Here is a 17,055-nt window from a genome sequence, read left to right as displayed (position 1 = left end):
TTTTTTGGGGCGGAGCCCGGCGCCCGCCACTTGGTAAAAATTTTTGGTAGAGCTACACCCTCGTTGGCCGCCCCGGTGGGGTGCCCGGGCGGCGCCCCCACCCCCCGCCGGGCCCCGCCCGCCGGGGCGCCCCCCGGCCGGCGGGCCGCGGCCCGACGCGGCGAGCCGGTCGGCGACCTGCCCGGCCTCGCCCCCACCGGAGCGGGCCCGCGTCCCGTCCGGGTGACAGAGCCCGAGCCGGCCCCGTCCGGCGGTCGCCGGAGCCGGCCGGAACCCGTTTCCGGCGCGACGCCGCCCCCGGCGCCACGGCCACTCGGCCCGCCGCCGGTCGCCCCGGCGCCCGTCGCGCCGCCGCCGGTCGCCCCGGCGCCGGTGACCCCGGCCGCGGTGGCCGGTCCGCCCGTCTCCGCGCCGCCCTCGCGGCCGGCCTCGGCGCCGAGCCGGATCGACGGCCCGACCAACCGCCCGGTCTCCGCGCCGCCGCCCCCGCCGCCCGGCATCACCCCGATCGCCCCGGCACAGCGCGGCACCGTGCCCCCGGCCGAGGCCGGGGAGCCGTTCCGGCCCACGCTGACCACCGCGGCGATCCAGAGCGCCCGCGCCGAGCGGCAGCGCACAGTGATCCCGCCCCGGCCCAAGACCACCGGCGAGCCCCCCGCGCCCACGGGCGGCTTCAGCGCCACCGACCACAGCGTGCCCGTGCCCACGCCGCGGCCCGACCAGGAGTCCGCTCCCCCCGGGTCCCGGGCCAACTGGCCACTGGTCAACAACCCGGAGGACCCGTCCGACAGCCCGGCCAAGAGCCCGGTCGCCGGCCCCTACCGCGACCGGGGCGGAAGCGGCATCGACGCGCCGACCGACCCGGGCGCCGAGCGTCGGGTCACCCCGCCCTGGCTCGCCGACGACCTGCCCCAGGAACCGCCGATGCTGCGCCTGGTCGAGCCGCCGCCGCTGGCCGACCGCGCGCTGCGTGGCGGGCCGGGCCAGGCCGCGGAGCCGGAGACGCCGCCGCTGCGGCTGGTCGACCGCGAGGAGCCCGGACGCAACGGCCGCCCGGCCGCCCGCGCCGAGCGCCCGGTGGCCGAGCATCGACCGGCGCCACCCGTGGAGCGGCGGCCCCCGCCGGTCTCCGACGAGGGCGACGGCGACCTGCTGATCTTCGCCCAGGCGAAGTCCGCCTGGTTCGTCGGGCACGCCGAGGAGTCCGACCTGGACTGGTCCACCACGGCCGACACCGGCTGGCAGGCGGCCGAGCAGGCCGCCCGCCCGGCGGTCGGCGCGGAGACAGCGGCCGGGCTGCCCAGGCGGGTCCCGCAGGCCAACCTCGTCCCCGGGTCCCCGTTGCGGGACGAGCGTCCGCTGCGGATCGTCCGGGACGCGGCGAGCCTCGCCGAGAACACCACCGGCTACTTCCGCGGCTGGCGCCGCGGGCAGGAGATCGGCGGGTTCGCGGTCGGCGGCCGACCCGGCCGGGAGGCCGCCGGGGGCTGGGACTTCAGCCGCGACACCGGCGACCGCGACGACGACCGGGAATACGAGTACCGTTCCGCCGGCTACCGCTCCTGAGTGGACAAACCGCCTTCCACCTGCGTGTTCCTGCCCACACCCGGATAATTTGACGCCGGGTCGCGGCGGCCGGGAGCATACCCGGCGGAACAGCCGGCGGCAGGGGTCGCCGGGGTGGGAAGGCGACTCGTGGCGACATCGGCAACCAACCCCTCCGTGCTCACCCGTCGCGGCCTGCTGGCCGCGACGGCGGGCAGCCTGCTGCTCAGCGCCTGCGGGCGCGGCGATGCGGGCGAGAGGGATCCCGTCAGGACGGCCGCGCCGGGCGGTCACGAGCTGCTGATCGGGGCCAGCCTGGAGCTGACCGGGCCCGGTGCGGCACTTGGCGTACTCCAGCAGCGGGCGTTGGACATCACCGCCGAGGCGCTCAACGACAAGGGCGTGCCGGTCGGCAACCTGCGCCGCACCGTACGACTGGAGGTGCGGGACAACGCCGGCGATCCCCGGCTGGCGGCCCGGCAGGCCACCGAGCTGGCCCGCGACACCGGCGTGCACGCCCTGCTCGGCGGCACCATGGCCGAGACCTCGATCGCCCTCGCCGAGGTGGCGCAGCAGCAGCGGGTGCCGTTCCTCTCGCTCGGCTTCGGCGACGGCATCGTGCTGCCGCTGCCGCAGCGGACGTACGTCTACAAGCTCACCCCGGACGCCGGTGACATGGCCCGGCGGCTGGCCCGGCTGGTCGCCTCGCAGCGGCTGCGCCGGGTGGCGGTGCTGGCCGCGCACGGGCTGCACGGCGACTCGGGCGTACGGGCCATGACGGGGGCCCTGCGGACGGCCGGGATGGAGCCGGCGGCCAGCATCCGGCTGCCCCGCACCGGCGAGGACTTCCGTCGCGCCGCCCGCTCGACGGCCGCCGCCCGCCCGGACGGCGTGGTGGTCTGGGCGACCGCCCCGGACTCCGCCGCCGCCGTCGGGGCGCTGCGCCGGGCCGGTTACGACGGGCCGGTGTTCCTCGACGCGGGCGCGGTCGCCGAGGAGACCCTGGAGGGCGCCAACGCCTCCCTGATGGAGGGTGCGTACGCGGTCCACCCGGTCTCGCTGGGCGGGGCCATGCTCGCCAACACCACCATGTCGGCGCTGCAACGCAAGGACTTCGTCTACCGCTACGTGCAGCTGCACGGCGGGTTCAGCGGCTTCGCCCCGTACGCGTCCGACGCCGTGCAGCTGATCGCCGACGCGGCCCGGCTCTCCACCAGCGTCGACCGTGGACGGCTGCGGGCGTTCCTGCAGAACCAGGTCACCGAGGGGATGGTGGGGATGTACTCCTTCACCCCCATCCGGCACGGCGGCATGGACCAGGGGTCACTGGGCCTCTACACCGTCAGCTCGGGCGCCTGGACCCGGGTGTCCTGACGTCCGCCCACGCCGGCCTGACCCGGACGCGGGCAGCGACGAGCGCCCGGTGACGGCCGAAGCCGCCGCCGGGCGCTCGTCGAAGCGATCAGGCCGGGGCGACGGCGCGCGAGCGCCGCATGGTGAGCACGTACTCGACCAGCGAGATCAGCACGTGCTTCGTCGACTCCCGGTTCCGGGCGTCACAGGCCACCACCGGCACGTCGCTCGAGATCGCGAGCGCGTCCCGGACGTCCTGCGGGTCGTGGTACTGCATCCCGTCGAAGCAGTTGATGGCCACCAGGTACGGCAGCCGCCGGTGCTCGAAGAAGTCGATCGCCGCGAAGCAGTCGGCCAGCCGGCGGGTGTCCACCAGCACGACCGCGCCGATCGCGCCGCGCACCAGCTCGTCCCACATGAACCAGAACCGGGTCTGACCCGGCGTACCGAACAGGTACAGGATCAGATCGCGGTCGATCGAGATACGACCGAAGTCCATCGCCACCGTGGTCGTCGTCTTGCCCGGCACCTGCCGGGTGTCGTCGACGCCCACGCCGGCGGAGGTCATGATCGCCTCGGTCGTCAGCGGCGTGATCTCCGAGACCGAGCCGACCAGCGTCGTCTTGCCGACGCCGAATCCACCGGCGATAACGATCTTCGCCGACGTCACGCGCCCGCTCGGGGCCGGCGGCCGGTGCGACATGTCAGAGCCTGCGAAGTCCACTCAGCACCCTCTCCAGCAGTTCAGTGCCCACCGCGTCGTCCGAGTCGTCCAGAATGGTCGGCTCGTGGACCGCGACCAGGCCGTCCGTCGCCATGTCGGCGATGAGCACCCGGGCCACACCGAGCGGGAGCTGCATCCGCGCCGCGATCTCGGCGAGCGACTGCACACGTCCGTCACACAGCGCGGCGATGTACTGGTGCTCGCGGCCCTGGCCGCCGTTGCCATTGGCAGCGGCCCGGCCGCGCACCGTCGTCTCGACGAGCGCCTCCAGCGCGATGTCGAGACGGGGGCGGGTACGACCGCGGGTCACGGCGTATGGACGGACCAACGCCCCGGTCGGTTCGTCACGATCGGCCATGTCGCCGCTCACCTCCTTCGCACCCGGCACCGGCTCCGGATGGAGCCCGTCGTTGTCGTTGTCGCCCCGCCGACCTCACCGGTCAGCAGTTCGTCAGCCCAGCATGCCCGCGGCCGCACGCGGCTGCGGGGTCAACGCGTCGCCCACCCGGTCGACCAGCAGGGCCATCTCGTAGCCGACCTGCCCGACGTCGCAGCTGCGGGCGGCGAGCACCGCGAACGACGAGCCGTCCGAGATGGACATCAGGAACAGGAAGCCGTTGTCCATCTCGACCACCGTCTGCAGCACCGCGCCTCCCTCGAAGCAGCGGGCCGCGCCCTGGGTGAGGCTGACCAGGCCGGACGCGATCGCGGCCAACTGGTCGGCCCGGTCACGCGGGAGATCCCGAGACGACGCGAGGAGCAGGCCGTCCGCGGAGACGGCGACCGCGTGCGCGACGCCGGGCACCCGGTCCGCGAAGTTGGCCAGCAGCCAACCGAGATCCTGCGTAGTTGTCATCCTTCTTGCTCCTTCTGCCTGCTCCCGGCCACCGGGCCTGAGCCAGACTGCGAGGATTGCTGCCCTCCCGGAGTCGCCTCCGGGTTGGTCGGGTTGCTGTCCGATGGGTGCGTACGCCCCCGCTGCACGCCCCGGTGGTATGCCGAGAGCAGGCCACGGACACCCTCCGGCGTGCGCCGCTGCACGGAGGTGGTGGGCTTCTCCACCGCGCCCGGCACCAACTGTGCCATGGGGGTGCGCTTGGGCAGCCCCGTCGAGGTGGTCGCCGCCACCGGCACCTCGGTCGCCGCCGAAGCCGCGCGCCACCCGTCGTCGGCGGCGGTCTGCCAGCCGCTGCCCTGCTGCTGCGAGGGCCGGCGATGACCGAAACTGTCGGCGACGCCGGGGCGGGCAGCCCCGTTGACCGTCGATCCGTTCTCGCGCGGCGCTCCTCCGGCCGTCGGCTTCTCTGCCATCGGTGCGTTACCTGTCCCGAGTGGTGTCTGCTGCGGGCCCGGACCGCCGGCGTCGACCCGGGCGAACTGCTGGGTCGCGGCGCCGTTGGCCGCCGTCTTCGCGGCGGGCGCTGCCGCCTCCTCCGGGCCCGGCCGACGGGTCCGGAACCAGGCCGACTCGAGCTCCCGGAAGATCGGCAGCTCCATCGTCTCGTCCGCGTACCGCTGCCGGTTCTGGGCCTGCTGCGGGGCGGTCGGCCGGGCCGGCGCGGCGACCGGCTCCGGAGCCTGGGCCTGGGCCTGGGCCTGGGCCTGGGCGGTCGGGTGCTCCGCGCCGGGGCGGGGCAGCCGCGGCAGCTCGGTGGTCATGTCCAGCGCGGCGGCGAGGCGCTCGGGCACCGGCGGGGTCACGGCGTCACGCTCCGCCCCGGCGACCGGCGGCCAGGCCGGCGGTGCCGGCGTGGCCGGGCCCTGCGCGCCGGGAACCGGGCGCTGCGGCAGCGGGCCGCTCGGCGGCGCCGAGACCGGCGGGCCGGAGAACGGCGCGGCCGAGACCGGGTGGCCGGAGACGGGCGACGCCGAGACCGGGTGGCCGGAGACCGGCGACGCCGAGACCGGCATGCCGGAGACCGGCGGGCTGGACACCGGGGGCGCGGAGTAGGGAATCGGCGGGGTCGACACCGGCGGGCCCGCGTAGGGCACCGGCGGCGCGGAGATCGGCGGGACCGGCGGAGCCGAGTAGGGCCGGGCCTCGGGGCTGCTGGGCAGCTGCCGCGGGACGGCGGACTGCTGGCCGGTCGCGTCCGGGTCGTCGCTGGACCGCCGCTGCGGCAGCGGATCGATCGGCTGGCCGTTGGAGGTGCGCGGCCGGAATGCCTCGCCGTTGGTGGTGCCGCTGGCGCCGGTCAGGTCGGACCAGGCCGGCATGGACCGCGTCCCACCCGTCGAGGCCGACGTGCCGGCCCCGTTGCGCGGCGCCGGGTCGAACGGCCGGCCGCCCAGGGTGACCTGGTTGCCGGACTCGCCGGGGCGCTGGGTCGGCGTCGGGTTGGCCGGGCGGCTGCCGAGCGCCGGCAGCGCGCCGAACGCCGGGGCGGGGCCGGACGACGGCCCGCCGAACGCCGGGGCGGGGCCGGAGGACGGCCCGCCGAACGCCGGGCCGGAGGACGGGGCGCCGGAGGCGGGCAGGGCGGGCGACGACTGCACGCGGCCGGAGAGGGCCCGGGGCACGAGCACCGACGTGGGCATGACCACCTCGGCGACGGTGCCCCGGTCGGTGCCGGGACGCAGCTCGACCTTGACGCCGTGGCGGGACGCCAGCCGGGCGACCACGACCAGGCCCATCATCCGCGAGACCGCCACGTCCACCTGCGGCGGCGTGGCGAGACGCTCGTTGAGCTCGTTGAGCTGCTCGGGGCTGATGCCGATGCCCCGGTCCTCGACGTAGAGCGACGCGCGGTCGCCGACCCGGCGGGCCTCGACCATGACGTGCGAGTCCGGCGGCGAGAACGCGGTGGCGTTGTCGAACAGCTCGGCGACCAGGTGCACCATGTCGTTGACGGCGTGCGCGGCGACCTCGATGTCCCGGTCGATCACCCCGAACTCGATCCGGGTGTAGTGCTCGACCTCGGACTGGGCGGCCCGGAGCACGTCGATCAGCGCGGCCGGCTCGCGCTGCACGCGGGTGGAGTCGGCGCCGGCGAGCACCAGCAGGTTCTCGTCGTTGCGGCGCATCCGGGTGGCCAGGTGGTCGAGCTGGAACAGCTCGGCCAGCCGGTCCGGGTCCTCCTCGCCGCGCTCCAGCCGGTCCAGGTGACCGATCAAACGGTCGACCAGGATCTGCGACCGGCGGGCCAGGTTGACGAACATCGTGGCGACGGACGCGCGCAGCGCGGCCTGCTCGGCGGCGGTACGGACCGCCTCCAGGTGCACCGCGTTGAACGCCTCCGTCACCTGGCCGAACTCGTCCTTGCTGCGCACCGGCAGCGGCTCGGCGATCTGGTTGGCGAGCTGCACCGGGGAGAGCTGGCCGGTGACCTGGGGATCACGCAGCCGGGCCACCGCCTGGGGCAGGCCGTACTGGGCGATCGAGAGGGCGCCCTGCCGCAGGTCGCGCAGCGAGCGGGCCATCGAGCGGGCGACCAGGTAGGCGAAGAGGATGGCCAGCAGCAGCATGCTGAGCAGCAGGCCGGTCTCCAGGAACACCTGGCGCTGCACGTCCGAGCGCAGGTCGTCGGCGACCGCGACGACGTCGCCGTCGATCTTCGACTCGACCGTGCGGATGAGCTTGGCGTTGGCCACCATGGCCGCGTCCCACTCGTCCGCGTCGAACGGCGCGCCGGTCAGGGTGTCGGCGGTGGTGATGCCGTTGAGCCAGCTGTTGTAGGTGTTCGCCTCGCGCAGGTCGGGGCCGGCGACCACCTGCGCGTAGTACTCCTGCTCGGACTGGGAGGCCACCACCCGGAAGCTCTGCAGCCACTGGCTGGAGCCGGTGCTGGCGGCGATGTACTCGTTGCGCAGGTTCGGCGTGAGCCGCTGCTGGATGAACGCGCGGTGCACCACGTCCCGGCGGCGGGACAGGAACTCCTTGTTCCGGGCGGTGGCGGTCGCGGCGCGCATCTGGTCGCTCAGCTCGTTGTCGCCGGCGAGCTGGGTGGCCGAGTCGCGGACGCTCAGCAGGTTGTCGATCAGGCCGTCGTACGCCTGCATCGCCGGGACGAGCCCGAGCTTGCCGTTGAAGACCTGACTGCGGGTGCCGGAAAGGTCGGTCAGGGTCTGGTCGATCTCGCGGAGCAGGGTCTCGAGGTTGGCCGGGAGGTCCTCGACCTTGCCCCGCTGCTGGGAGTACGGCCCCCATGCCTTGTCGACCCGGCCGTTGGCCTCCTCGTACGCCTGCTTGAAGCGGGCCGCGTCCTGCCCCTTCGGCACGCCCAGCAGGCGCAGCGCGTTGGTCCGTTCGTCCTGGAGCGTGTCGACCAGGTCACCCGAGTAGCCGACGAGATTGGCCAGGTCACCCGCGCGGTTGGCATTGTTGAGGGTCTCCAGGTGGTCCACCAGACCGCTGGTGCCCACGACGACCGTGGCGATGGTCGGCACGATCATGATGAGACCGAGCTTGGACCAGATCGGCATGTCGCGGAGCCGACCGGCCGGCCGGCGCAGCCGCGACAGGAAGGAGCCCGCCGTCTTTGGCCGTTTGCTCACGTCACCGCCCTCGCGATTATGCGTCCGCGTCGCCCTCGGGCAACGCCCAGCGGCCGACCCGGCGGGTCGGACCATCCGAGATTCCATCACGCTACCCCTCAAAGAGAAAGCCCAGGTTGGCCGTCACTCGAGGTGTGATGAGATGTTGATGCAATTTGATCGCAGTCCGTCTGGCCGGAGTCACTGAAGGTAATGGATCACCCCCACCGCGTTGTCCTGCTCGCCGGCCCTTCCGGCTCAGGAAAGTCGTACATAGCGCAGCGAACTGGCCTCCCGGTGCTATGCCTGGACGACTTCTACAAGGACGGCGACGACCCTACGTTGCCGCGACGCGACGGCCTGGTCGACTGGGAGTCACCCCGGTCCTGGGACGCCGAAGCCGCCGTGGAAACGATTGCCCGACTGGCCAGGGAGGGCAAGGCCGATGTGCCGGTTTATGCGATCGGTGAGGACCGCCGCGTGTCCACCCGGCCATTCGACATAGCTGGTTCGCCACTCTTCGTTGCCGAAGGGATTTTCGCTGCCGACATCGTCGAGGAGTGCCGCCGGCGGGGGCTGCTCGCCGGGGCGTACGCCCTGCGCCGGCCGCGCGGCGCGACCTTCGTGCGCCGGCTGGCCCGCGACCTCGCCGAACAGCGCAAGGCACCCCGGGTGCTGGTGCGCCGGGGGCTGACGCTGCTGCGCAGCGAGCCGGCCGTGCTGCGCCGGCAGACCGGCCTCGGCGCGGAGGCCGCCCGGGCGGGCGAGGTGTTGCGCCGGGTGGCCGGACTGCTCGCCGGCCACCCGCACCGCCCCTGACGCCGGCCGCGCGGCCCGCGCTCAGCCCAGCAGCTTGGCGTACGCCGGCTTGATCACCTCGTCGATGATCTTCAGCCGCTCGTCGAACGGGATGAAGGCGCTCTTCATCGCGTTGATGGTGAACCACTGGAGTTCCTTCCAGCCGTAGCCGAAGGCGTCCGCCAGCAGGGCCATCTCCCGCGACATCGAGGTGCCGCTCATCAGCCGGTTGTCGGTGTTCACCGTCACCCGGAAGCGCAGGTCCCGCAGCAGCCCGATCGGGTGGTCGGCGATCGAGGCGGCGGCGCCGGTCTGCACGTTCGACGACGGGCACAGCTCCAGCGGGATCCGCTTGTCCCGCACGTACGCGGCCAGCCGGCCGAGCACCGGCTCCGGGCCGGGGGTGATGTCGTCCACGATCCGCACCCCGTGGCCGAGCCGGTCCGCCCCGCACCACTGGATCGCCTGCCAGATCGACGGCAGGCCGAACGCCTCGCCGGCGTGGATGGTGAAGTGGAAGTTCTCCCGCTGGAGGTACTCGAAGGCGTCCAGGTGCCGGGTGGGCGGGAAGCCGGCCTCGGCGCCGGCGATGTCGAAGCCGACCACCCCGGTGTCCCGGTGCCGGACGGCCAACTCGGCGATCTCCTGCGACCGGGCGGCGTGCCGCATGGCGGTGAGCAGGGTGCCGACCCGGATGGGGGTGCCCGCCTCGGCGGCCAGCGCGCTGCCCTCGACGAAGCCGGCCAGCACCGCCTCCACCACCTCGTCCAGGGTCAGGTCCCGTTCCAGGTGCTGCTCGGGGGCGAACCGCACCTCGGCGTAGACCACCCCGTCGGCGGCCAGGTCCTGCGCGCACTCCCGGGCCACCCGGCGCAGCGCCGGCGCGGTCTGCATGACGGCGACGGTGTGCGCGAACGTCTCCAGGTAGCGCTCCAGGGAGCCGGAGTTGGCCGCCTCGACGAACCACCGGCCGAGCGCCTCGGGGTCGGTGGTGGGCAGCTCGTGGCCTGCCTCGGCGGCCAGCTCGACGATTGTCGCCGGCCGCAGGCCGCCGTCGAGGTGATCGTGCAGCAGCGCCTTCGGGACCTTGACGATGTCCTCGTAACGGATTGTCGCGACCATGCCCAGACCCTAGTCGGCCCCGCCCTCCCGGCCCACGCTGCCGTACTCGCAGAGCCGGGCCGAGAGGCCCCGGACCGCGCCGGGGACCGGCGGGGGCCGGGGTCACGCGCCCCGGGAGGCCGCCCGTGCCACGCCGGCCCGACCGGGGCGACGTCGCGTCGGTCAGGGGCGCCAGCCGTAGAGCCGGTCGACGGTGAGCCGGAGCATCAGCCGGCCGTCGGCGACCATCGCCGCCCGGTAGTCGGCCCAGTCGGGGTGCTCGCCGCGGATCCGCCGGTAGACCTCGACCAGCTCCTCGACGGTGGCGTCGTCGGGCGCCGCCGCCGGCGGGGTGAGCGCGGCCCTCCCCTCCGCTACGGCGTACGCCCCGCCGTCGACCGTGGTGACGTGGAAGCTGACCCGGGGGTCGCGGCGCAGGTTGCGCACCTTGGCCCGGCCGGCGGTGGTGGAGCACCGGATCAGGCCGGGCTCGGCCAGGTAGTCGACGTTGGAGAGCTGCGGTCGGCCGTCCCGGCGCAGGGTGACCAGCACGCCCCGGCCGCGTTCGCCGAACAGCTCCCACAGGCGGGCGGTCACGCCGACACCCGCAGCGGAGCGAGGGCGGCGGTGAGCCGGGCGACCTTGGTGAACCAGTCGCTTGGCCGGCGGCCCACCCGGCCGGATCGAGGGCTGGCGACGATGACGTTCAGACGGCCGAACAGCACGAGGCCGGTCAGCAGCCGGACCAGCCGGCCGGGCAATTTGGTTGACATGTCACGCACCCTAGGATCGGGTTGATGACATGTCAACCAGATGGCTACGATGACGGCATGGAGCAACCACGCTGGCTCGACGACCGGGAGCAGCGCGCCTGGCGGGGCTACCGGCGGATGCGCCGCCTGCTCGACCTGGAGCTGGCCCGCGAGCTCGCGCGGGACGCGGGCCTGTCCGAGCCGGACTACGACGTCCTGTCCGACCTCTCGGAGACCCCCGACCAGCGGCTGCGGCTCAGCGAGCTGGCCGACCGGATGCTCTGGTCCCGCAGCCGGCTCTCCCACCACCTCACCCGCATGCAGCAGCGCGGCCTGGTCACCCGCGAGGAGTGCACGACGGACGGCCGGGGCGCGGTCGTCGCGCTCACCCCCGAGGGCCGGCGCGCGATCGAGGCCGCCGCCCCGGGCCACGTGGCGGCCGTCCGCCGGCACCTCATCGACCTGCTGACCCCCGACGAGGTCGACGCGCTGGACGCGCTGACCCACCGCGTGGTCGACCACCTGACCGGGATGGACCGGGCCCGACGGTGAACCGATGGTGGTGCAGGCACCACCATCCGACCGGCGTGCGCGCACCATCGAAGTGACCCGTCCGGCTGCCTAGCGTCACTGGCGTCACCAGAAGCCGAGACGGGGAGAGTTGCACGTGTTCACGACATTGGCCACGGCGGTGGTCCGGCGTCCGGGGCGGGTGATCGCCGGCTGGCTGCTCGCCATCGCCGCGCTGACCGCCGCCACCTTCGCCGTCTACGGGCCGGAGGGGCCTCGGCCCGCCGACAGCCAGGCCGAGTTCCTGCCCGACCGGTACGAGTCCGCGCGGGCCGCCGCGATCGGATCCCGGATCTTCCCCGAACCACCGGGCAGCAGCGCGGTGCTGGTCGTCCGACGGGCCGACGGGGCGGCGCTGACCGCCGACGACAGCGCCCGGATCGACCGGCTGCCGCAGCAACTGCGGGTCGTCGGCGTCACCGGGGTGACCGCCGGCGCGACCGCCCCGGACGGGCGGCTACGCCTGGCCGAGGCACGCCTGCCCGACGCCGCGCACGCGGAGACGACCGTCCAGACGGTCAAGCGGCTGCGGGCGGCCACCGACGACGCGCTGGCGGGAACCGGCCTGGTCGGTGGCTGGACCGGGCAGGCCGCCGGCGCGGCCGACAGCTTCCTGCTCGACCTGATCGTCCACGGCGCCATGCTGCTGGTGATCCTGGTCCTGCTGCTGGTCGTCTTCCGCAGCCCGGCGATCGCGCTGCTCAACCTGTTCCTCGTGCTGCTGGTCGCGCAGGCCGCCACCGGGCTGCTCGCCCTGGGCGGGAAGGTCTTCGGATACGCCCTGGACGCCTCCACCACGGGCCTGCTTCCGGTCGTGCTGCTCGGCATCGGCACCGACTACGCCGTCTTCCTGCTCTTCCGCTACCGGGAACGTCTCCGGGCCGGCGACGACCGCCGTACCGCGATGGTCCACGCGGCCAGCCGGATCGGCGGGGTGGTCACCGTGTCCGCGCTGGTCGTGGCGGTGGCGTTCGGCGCGCTAGTGCTCTCCCGGCTCGCGTCCTTCCAGGTGCTCGGCCCGGCGCTGGCCGTCGCCGTCCTGCTCATGGTGGCCGCCGCGCTGACCCTGTTCCCCGCGGTCTACTCACTGCTCGGCCGCCGGGCCTGGTGGCCGGCGAAGCTGGTCGCGCCGGGTGCCGGGTCGACGCCGGGCCACGGCGGCGACGAGGCGACCGGGCGGTCGGCCCGGACCGCCCGTCTGGTCGCCCGCCGGCCGGCCCGGGTCGCGCTGGCCACGGTGGCCGCCCTCCTGCTGCTCGGTCTCGGCGCGCTGCAGGTCCGGCCCAGCTACGAACTCGACACGCTGCCACCCGGCTCCGAGTCGGCCCGGGCGCTGGAGTGGCTCCACTCGGGCCTGCCCGCCGGGACGCTCTCCCCGACGGTCGTGTACCTCACCGGCGCCGGGGTGGACGCGGCCACCGCCGAACGGTTCGCCGCGCGCCTCGCCGAGGTGCCGATCGTGGCGGCCCCGGGCGGGGTCGAGATCGAGGGGGACGTGGCCCGGGTGCGGCTGCTGCTCACCGAGCCCCCGTACTCGCAGCGGGCGATGGACGCGGTGGAGAACCAGCTACGCCCGGCCGCGCACGCCGCCGCACCGCCCGGCACCCGGGCGTACGTCGGTGGGGAGACCGCCACCTTCGCCGACATCCGGACCGTGCTCGACGAGGACCTCCGGCTGATCTTCCCGGTGGCCGCCGGGCTGATCGGGCTGCTCCTGCTGCTGATGCTGCGCGGCCTGCTCGCCTCGCTGGGCCTGCTCGCGGCGGTCGCGCTCGGGTTCGCCGCCACCCTCGGCACCAGCGTGCTGGTGTTCCAGGTCATCGGCGGCCAGTCGGGGCTCAACTTCCAACTGCCGCTGGTCGTGTTCCTCTTCGTCACCGCGATCGGGACCGACTACAACATCCTGATGATCGCCCGGTTCCGGGAGGAACTGCGCGCGGGACGGCCGGCCCGTCAGGCCGCCGCGGAGGCGGTACGCCGGGCCGGCCCGGCGGTCGCCGCCGCCGGGGTCATCCTGGCCGGCAGCTTCGGGGTGCTCGTGGTGTCGCCGATGCTGGCCCAGATCGGGCTCGCCGTCGCGGTCGGCGTGCTGATCTCGACGTTCGGGCTCTCCTGGCTCCTGGTGCCGGCGCTGGCCGCGCTCACCGGTCGGGCCGCCTTCTGGCCGGCCCGTACCCGGCCCCGGCCCGGCCCCGCTCCCCTGCCGGGCGTCGCGCCGGAGGCCGAGCCGGTCCCCGCGCCGGCGGGGGACGCCGCGCCGGCTGGGACAATGGCCCGATGAGTGGGGTGCGGCGGGCATGGCGGGACCTGCACCAGTTGGCTGTCGGGGCGGGGCTGGCCGGGGCGGGCATCGGGCTCGCGCTGGCCACGCTCCTCACCGCCGGGCTCAGCCTGCTCGGTGTCGGCCTGCCCCTGCTCGACCGCACCCTCGCCGGCACCCGGACGCTGCTGGACCGGCAGCGCCGCCGGGTGCCGGGCCCACCGGTCCGGTCCCCGTACCGGCCGGTGACCGGCGGGCTGGCGGCCCGGTTGCGGACGGCGGCCGGGGATCCGGCCACCTATCGGGACCTGGCGTTCCTGTTCGCCCACTTCTGTCTCGCCCCGGTCGCCGTGGTGCTGGCCGTGGGGCTCTGGCTCGGCGTCGCGCAGGGCCTCGCCCTGCCGCTGATCCACACGGTGGCGCCCGGCGCGATCGACAACTTCCTCGGCCTGCCGATCGACTCGCTGCGCAACGCCGCGCTGGCCGTGGTGCTCGCGCTACTGGTGGGGGTCGGGGCGTACTGGCTGCCCCGGGGGCTGCTCCACCTGGAGCACCGGCTGACCCGGGCACTGCTCGCGCCGACCGCCCGGGCGGCCCTCGCCGAGCGGGTGGAGGAGCTGGCCGACACCCGCGCCCAGACCGTCGACGCCCAGGCGGCCGAGCTGCGCCGGATCGAGCGCGACCTGCACGACGGCGCGCAGGCGCGGCTGGTCGCGATGGCGATGAACCTCGGCCTCGCCGAGGAACTGCTGGCCCGGGACCCGGAGGCGGCCCGGGGGCTGGTCACCGAGGCCCGCTCCGCCGCCGGCACCGCCCTGTCCGAGCTGCGCGACGTCGTACGCGGCATCCACCCGCCGGTGCTGGCGGACCGGGGGCTCGCCGGCGGCGTCGCCGCCCTCGCCCTCGGCGCGGCCCTCCCGGTCGACCTGGACGTCGACCTGCCCGAGCGACTGGCGCCCCCGCTGGAGTCGGCGCTCTACTTCACCGTCGCCGAGCTGATCACCAACGCCGCCCGGCACAGCGGCGCGGCCCGGGTGGCGGTGCGGCTGCGCCGGGTCGACGGCACGGTCCGGCTGACCGTCTCCGACGACGGTCGGGGCGGCGCCGACCCGGCGCGGGGCACGGGTCTGGCCGGCATCCGGCGGCGGCTCGCGGTCTTCGACGGCCGGGTGCGGATCAGCTCCCCGGACGGTGGGCCTACCGTGGTCTACGTGGAGCTGCCGTGCGCATCGTGATCGCCGAGGACCTGGTGCTGCTGCGCGACGGGCTGATCCGGCTCTTCACCGCGTACGGCGACGAGGTGGTGGCCGCCGTGGAGACCGGCGACGACCTGCTCGCCGCCCTGCTGGAGCACCGCCCCGACGTAGCCGTGGTGGACGTCCGGCTGCCGCCCGGGCACACCGACGAGGGGCTGCGGGCGGCGCTGGCCGCCCGCGCCCGGGTGCCCGGCCTGCCGGTGCTGGTCCTCTCCCAGTACGTCGAGCAGCTCTACGCCCGGGAGCTGCTCTCCGACGGCGCGGGCGCGGTGGGCTACCTGCTCAAGGACCGGGTGGCCGACGTGGCGCAGTTCGTCGCCGCGGTGCACCGGGTGGCCGGGGGCGGCATGGCGATGGACCCCGAGGTGGTCTCGCAGCTGCTCGCCCGGCCGGCCCACGCCGCGCCGCTGGGCCGGCTCACCCCGCGCGAGCACGAGGTGCTGGCGCTGATGGCCGAGGGACGCTCCAACGGCGCGATCGCGCAGCGCCTGGTGGTCACCGAGAAGGCGGTCAGCAAACACATCAACTCGATCTTCACGAAGCTCGACCTGCGCGACTGCGACGACGACCACCGGCGGGTACGCGCGGTGCTGACGTACCTGGACGCCTGACGTGGACACCCGCATCGTCGACCGGCTCCGCTGCCCGGTCTGCGCCGAGCCGCTGGCGGAGGCCGCCGCCGGCACCGCCACCGCGCTGCGCTGCCCGCGCCGGCACAGCTTCGACGTCGCCCGGCAGGGCTACGTCAACCTGCTCGCCGGCCGCGCCCCGCACGCCGGGGACACCGCCGAGATGGTGGCCGCCCGCGCCGACTTCCTGGCCGCCGGCCACTACGACCTGATCTCGACCGCGCTCGCCACCGCCGCGACGGAGGCCGCGGACCGGGTCCGCGCGGCGCGGCCCGGGGCGTACCCCCTGGTGGTGGACGCCGGTGCGGGGACCGGCCGGCACCTCGCGGCGGTGCTGGCGGCGCTGCCGGACGCGGCGGGCCTGGCCCTGGACGTGTCGAAGCCGGCACTGCGCCGGGCGGCGCGGGCGCATCCCCGCGCGGCGGCGGCGCTGGCCGACACCTGGCAGCGGCTGCCGCTGGCCGACGCCGGCACCGCCGTGCTGCTGAACGTCTTCGCCCCGCGCAACGGCGCGGAGTTCCACCGGGTCCTCGACCCGGCCGGGTCCCTGCTGGTGGTGACGCCGGCCGAGGAGCACCTCGCCGAGCTGGTCGGCGCGCTCGGCCTGCTCCGGGTGGACCCGGCCAAGGCGGACCGGGTCGCCGAGAGCCTGGGCGGGCGCTTCGCGCAGGTGGCGTCGACCGGGCACCGGCGGGAGCTGGCGCTGACCGGGCTGGAGGTCGCGACGCTGGTCGGGATGGGCCCGAGCGCGTGGCACACCGACCCGACCGGGCTCGCCGCCCGGGTCGCCGCGCTGCCCGAGCCGGTCCGGGTGACCGTCGCGGTGGACCTCACCGTCTGGCGGCCGGGCCCGCGCTGACCCGGCAAATCGGGTGGTGAGGCCCCCGGCCGACCCGGCGGGTCAGGTGGAGAGGTCGACCTCTTCCCAGCCCGGGGGCTCGTCGTGGTAGGGCCCCCGCAGGACCACCGCCCACTCCAGCGCCCACCGGCGCTGGCCGATGGCGTTGGCGTCGACCAGGCCGGGCGGCGTGCGGCCGGCCCGCTCCGTCTCCAGGTACGCCCAGTCCAGGCAGTAGTGCAGGTCGAGCAGCGCGGCCGCGTCGGCGGGGTGCTGCGGGGCCGCGAGGATCCGGGCACGCCACTGGCCGAAGGTCTCCCCGCCGGGGATGTGCGGCATCCGCTCCACCAGCCGCTCGTCCACCGGCAGGGTCGGGTCGAGCTGCTTGGTCAGGCCGAGCACCCAGGCCAGCGCGAAGAGCGCGTCGTGGTGCAGCACGAACGACCGGTGGTCGCCCTTGCCGCCGGTCACGAACTGGAACTCCGGCGGCGTGACCATCTCGACCAGGTGCGAGGCGAGCAGCCAGCTCATCGCGGCCTGCGGCGGCATCCCGAAGCAGCGCGCGAGGATCAGGTGCAGCACGGCGATCCGGGCCTCGATCTCCGCGGTGGGTCGCAGTTCGATCTGGTCGCCGGGCTCCCACACGAGCGGGAACTGGGGTGGCGGCAGCGGGAGACGCAGCCGGGACAACTCGTCCAGGCTCGCCTCACGCACCTCCCGTGGATCGGGGGCAGGTACGGTCACGGCGGAAATGTC

General features: G+C 75.0%; 15 protein-coding genes and 1 pseudogene. 8 read left to right on the top strand and 8 right to left on the bottom strand.

Translation table 11 applies throughout. From position 1 onward, the window contains the following. Positions 1-66: 66 nt before the first annotated feature. Both ABT006_RS31380 and ABT006_RS31375 read left to right on the top strand, forming a co-directional pair. Positions 67-1,566 (top strand): annotated as a pseudogene (locus tag ABT006_RS31380) (transposase); the annotation flags it as partial. Between the two features lie 129 nt (positions 1,567-1,695). Next, positions 1,696-2,919: an ABC transporter substrate-binding protein gene (locus tag ABT006_RS31375; RefSeq protein ID WP_350712088.1), complete on the top strand. Its 1,224-nt coding sequence runs from the start codon at positions 1,696-1,698 to the stop codon at positions 2,917-2,919. 88 nt (positions 2,920-3,007) lie between these two features. Here the strand turns inward: ABT006_RS31375 and ABT006_RS31370 are convergent, their stop codons facing one another. From ABT006_RS31370 to ABT006_RS31355, 4 genes are all read right to left on the bottom strand, one after another. Next, the gene (locus ABT006_RS31370; RefSeq protein WP_091260490.1) at positions 3,008-3,601 is read right to left on the bottom strand and encodes a GTP-binding protein; all 594 of its coding nucleotides are present in this window, start codon (positions 3,599-3,601) and stop codon (positions 3,008-3,010) included. A gap of 1 nt (position 3,602) precedes the next feature. Continuing rightward, a complete protein-coding gene (locus tag ABT006_RS31365; RefSeq protein ID WP_030329021.1) occupies positions 3,603-3,980 on the bottom strand; it encodes a DUF742 domain-containing protein in 378 nt (125 codons plus the stop codon). Positions 3,981-4,073: 93 nt separating this feature from the next. After that, positions 4,074-4,478: a roadblock/LC7 domain-containing protein gene (locus tag ABT006_RS31360; RefSeq protein WP_067370442.1), complete on the bottom strand. Its 405-nt coding sequence runs from the start codon at positions 4,476-4,478 to the stop codon at positions 4,074-4,076. Then, complete coding sequence (locus ABT006_RS31355; RefSeq protein ID WP_350712087.1) at positions 4,475-8,116, bottom strand: nitrate- and nitrite sensing domain-containing protein; 3,642 nt, start codon at positions 8,114-8,116, stop codon at positions 4,475-4,477. Before ABT006_RS31355 ends, ABT006_RS31360 begins: the two co-directional genes overlap by 4 nt. Before the next feature lie 459 nt (positions 8,117-8,575). Here ABT006_RS31355 and ABT006_RS31350 point away from each other — a divergent pair, with 459 nt between their 5' ends. Beyond that, complete coding sequence (locus tag ABT006_RS31350; protein ID WP_350712086.1) at positions 8,576-8,914, top strand: hypothetical protein; 339 nt, start codon at positions 8,576-8,578, stop codon at positions 8,912-8,914. Positions 8,915-8,935: 21 nt separating this feature from the next. Here the strand turns inward: ABT006_RS31350 and ABT006_RS31345 are convergent, their stop codons facing one another. The 3 genes from ABT006_RS31345 to ABT006_RS31335 all read right to left on the bottom strand — a co-directional run bounded on the left by ABT006_RS31345 (position 8,936) and on the right by ABT006_RS31335 (position 10,767). Then, on the bottom strand, positions 8,936-10,015 hold the full coding sequence (locus tag ABT006_RS31345; RefSeq protein WP_350712085.1) for an adenosine deaminase: 1,080 nt from the start codon (positions 10,013-10,015) through the stop codon (positions 8,936-8,938). Positions 10,016-10,177: 162 nt separating this feature from the next. Further along, positions 10,178-10,591: a PPOX class F420-dependent oxidoreductase gene (locus tag ABT006_RS31340; RefSeq protein WP_350712084.1), complete on the bottom strand. Its 414-nt coding sequence runs from the start codon at positions 10,589-10,591 to the stop codon at positions 10,178-10,180. Next, the gene (locus ABT006_RS31335; RefSeq protein WP_350712083.1) at positions 10,588-10,767 is read right to left on the bottom strand and encodes a hypothetical protein; all 180 of its coding nucleotides are present in this window, start codon (positions 10,765-10,767) and stop codon (positions 10,588-10,590) included. Before ABT006_RS31335 ends, ABT006_RS31340 begins: the two co-directional genes overlap by 4 nt. 57 nt (positions 10,768-10,824) lie before the next feature. On the opposite strand from ABT006_RS31335, the gene ABT006_RS31330 reads away from it, so the two are divergent. The 5 genes from ABT006_RS31330 to ABT006_RS31310 all read left to right on the top strand — a co-directional run bounded on the left by ABT006_RS31330 (position 10,825) and on the right by ABT006_RS31310 (position 16,320). Then, a complete protein-coding gene (locus tag ABT006_RS31330; RefSeq protein ID WP_350712082.1) occupies positions 10,825-11,298 on the top strand; it encodes a MarR family winged helix-turn-helix transcriptional regulator in 474 nt (157 codons plus the stop codon). Between the two features lie 115 nt (positions 11,299-11,413). Then, positions 11,414-13,597 (top strand): MMPL family transporter, encoded by a 2,184-nt coding sequence (locus ABT006_RS31325; protein WP_350712081.1) that lies wholly within the window; start codon positions 11,414-11,416, stop codon positions 13,595-13,597. After that, a complete protein-coding gene (locus tag ABT006_RS31320; protein WP_350712080.1) occupies positions 13,594-14,811 on the top strand; it encodes a sensor histidine kinase in 1,218 nt (405 codons plus the stop codon). Before ABT006_RS31325 ends, ABT006_RS31320 begins: the two co-directional genes overlap by 4 nt. Then, the gene (locus ABT006_RS31315; RefSeq protein ID WP_350712079.1) at positions 14,799-15,443 is read left to right on the top strand and encodes a LuxR C-terminal-related transcriptional regulator; all 645 of its coding nucleotides are present in this window, start codon (positions 14,799-14,801) and stop codon (positions 15,441-15,443) included. Before ABT006_RS31320 ends, ABT006_RS31315 begins: the two co-directional genes overlap by 13 nt. Before the next feature lies 1 nt (position 15,444). Then, positions 15,445-16,320: a putative RNA methyltransferase gene (locus ABT006_RS31310; RefSeq protein ID WP_350712078.1), complete on the top strand. Its 876-nt coding sequence runs from the start codon at positions 15,445-15,447 to the stop codon at positions 16,318-16,320. 42 nt (positions 16,321-16,362) lie between these two features. On the opposite strand, the gene ABT006_RS31305 is transcribed toward ABT006_RS31310, so the two are convergent. After that, a complete protein-coding gene (locus ABT006_RS31305) occupies positions 16,363-17,043 on the bottom strand; it encodes a DUF4272 domain-containing protein (protein WP_350712077.1) in 681 nt (226 codons plus the stop codon). Positions 17,044-17,055 lie beyond the last annotated feature (12 nt).

It is taken from the genome of Micromonospora sp. NPDC002717 (genome assembly GCF_040295705.1).
Taxonomy (GTDB): Bacteria; Actinomycetota; Actinomycetes; order Mycobacteriales; family Micromonosporaceae; genus Micromonospora.
This window is presented reverse-complemented; position numbering and strand designations above follow the sequence as displayed.

Coding starts and splice junctions, on each gene's coding strand:
- ABT006_RS31370 (WP_091260490.1), bottom strand. CDS start 3,601: ATGTCGCACCGGCCGCCGGCCCCGAGCGGGCGCGTGACGTCGGCGAAG.
- ABT006_RS31365 (WP_030329021.1), bottom strand. CDS start 3,980: ATGGCCGATCGTGACGAACCGACCGGGGCGTTGGTCCGTCCATACGCC.
- ABT006_RS31360 (WP_067370442.1), bottom strand. CDS start 4,478: ATGACAACTACGCAGGATCTCGGTTGGCTGCTGGCCAACTTCGCGGAC.
- ABT006_RS31345 (WP_350712085.1), bottom strand. CDS start 10,015: ATGGTCGCGACAATCCGTTACGAGGACATCGTCAAGGTCCCGAAGGCG.
- ABT006_RS31335 (WP_350712083.1), bottom strand. CDS start 10,767: ATGTCAACCAAATTGCCCGGCCGGCTGGTCCGGCTGCTGACCGGCCTC.
- ABT006_RS31330 (WP_350712082.1), top strand. CDS start 10,825: ATGGAGCAACCACGCTGGCTCGACGACCGGGAGCAGCGCGCCTGGCGG.
- ABT006_RS31320 (WP_350712080.1), top strand. CDS start 13,594: ATGAGTGGGGTGCGGCGGGCATGGCGGGACCTGCACCAGTTGGCTGTC.